Below are 1,780 nucleotides of genomic sequence, written 5' to 3' on the forward strand. Positions count from 1 at the left end.
CGCCTCGGCGGGCGCGGTGGGCTCGTCCTCGGCGGGCGCGGTGGCATGGGCGTGCGCGGGGGCGTGGGCGCGGTCGGGAGCGGCGCCGGCGGCGGACGGGCGCAGGTGCGCGAAGGCGTGCGCGTAGGCGGCGGCCGGCACCTTGAGCGAGCCGATCAGGGCGGGGTTACACATGGGCTTCCTCGGTTGTCGCCACCGGCTCGGCGGCCGGCTCGGGTTCGGGTTCGGTCCTGGACAGCAGGCGCCACACATAGGCGGCCCCCGCGAGGGAGAGCCCGGCGACCGTCCACAGGACGACGCCGAGGGCCCCCGAGTAGTCGGCGGCGAGGCCGCCGGCGGCCTCGCCCTGGAGCAGGTCGGTGGACGCGTCGCCCACCCGGGAGTTGAGGAGGGTGGAGAGCGCGGCGCCGACGGCGGCGATGCCGACGGCCTCGCCGGTCAGCCGGACGGTGTTGAACAGCCCGGCGGCCATGCCGCTGCGCGAGGGCTCGACCACGGAGACGGCGGTGCCGTCCAGCACGGCGAGCGAGAGGCCGAAGCCGACGCCGACCAGGGCGACGGCCGCCGGGTGGAAGCCGGTGGCCATCCAGCCGGCGCCGAGCGCCTGGGCGACCAGGGAGAGGACGAGGATGGTCCGGGGGGCGAGCCGTTGGGCCAGCACCCCGGCGAAGACGGGCACCACCAGCGCGGGGATGGTCATCAGCGCGACGGTCAGGCCGATCTCGCCGGAGTCGGCGCCCTCGACGGACTCCAGGTAGGGCGGCAGCACGACCAGCAGCGCGACAAAGCCGAAGGCGAGCACGGTCGGCACCACGCAGACGGCGAGGAACCGGGGCACGGCCAGCAGCGACACGTCGAACAGCGGCTCGGCGGCTCGGCGTTCGACCGCGCCGAAGAGCCCGAGGAGCGCGATCCCGGCCACCACGGCGGCCAGCACCAGCGGGTCGGTCCAGCCGCGCTGCTGCACCTCGACCAGCGCGAGGATGAGCGCGGAGAGGCCGGCGGTGAACGTCAGCCCGCCCGGCCAGTCGACGGGCCCGGCCGGGCCGCGCGACTCGCGCACCACCAGCGGGCTCAGCAGCAGCAGGACGGTGGCGGCGCCGGCGATCACGGCGAACAGGGTGCGCCAGCCGCCGACGGCGATGAGCGCGCCGCCGATCAACGGGCCGATGGCCAGGCCGAGTCCGATCGAGGTGCCCAGCAGCGCGAAGACCCGGCCCCGGACCCGTTCGCTGAAGGCGTCGGCCAGCACGGCGCTGCCCGAGGTCATGACGGTGGCGGCGCCGGCGCCGGCGAGCACCCGGGCCAGGTCGACGACGAGGATGGACGGGCCGGTGGCGGCGACCAGGCCGGCGCCGGCGAACGTGGCGAGGCCGCCGAGGAACATCAGCCGGCGGCCGATCCGGTCGGCGGCCGAGCCGGTGACGGCCATGAAGGCGGCGAAGGTCAGCATGTAGCCGTTGGCCACCCACTGGGAGGCGGCGACGCCGCTGTCGAAGTGGGAGCCGACCTCGGGCGCGGCCAGCGCGCCGCCGGTCAGCGAGACGGGCAGCAGCGAGGCCGCCAGGCAGACGACGACCGCGACCGGCCAGGGTTCACGGGCGGTGGACGGCGCGCTCATCGGTCGACGCCGGCGAGGGGAGGCAAGGGGACGGGCGAAGACATTTAAGGAACCTCACAGAGATACGTCTTCTTGTGGGTGTAAGAGATCTTATGTATGCCGGTTGAGCACGGTCAAGCGCGGGGCGCGGCAAGTGCCGGCGTGCGGCCCGGAGTTCGG

The 1,780-nt window shown here is 75.2% G+C and carries 1 protein-coding gene; it reads right to left on the reverse strand.

From position 1 onward, the window contains the following. Positions 1-166: 166 nt before the first annotated feature. Positions 167-1,621, reverse strand: coding sequence for an MFS transporter (locus EBN88_RS29740; RefSeq protein ID WP_122400070.1), 1,455 nt, complete (start codon positions 1,619-1,621; stop codon positions 167-169). Positions 1,622-1,780: the final 159 nt, after the last annotated feature.

It is taken from the genome of Streptomyces triticirhizae (assembly GCF_003696235.1).
GTDB lineage: Bacteria > Actinomycetota > Actinomycetes > Streptomycetales > Streptomycetaceae > Streptomyces > Streptomyces triticirhizae.

Excerpts from the sequence above, each read along its gene's own strand:
- EBN88_RS29740 (WP_122400070.1), bottom strand. The coding sequence starts at position 1,621 with ATGAGCGCGCCGTCCACCGCCCGTGAACCCTGGCCGGTCGCGGTCGTC.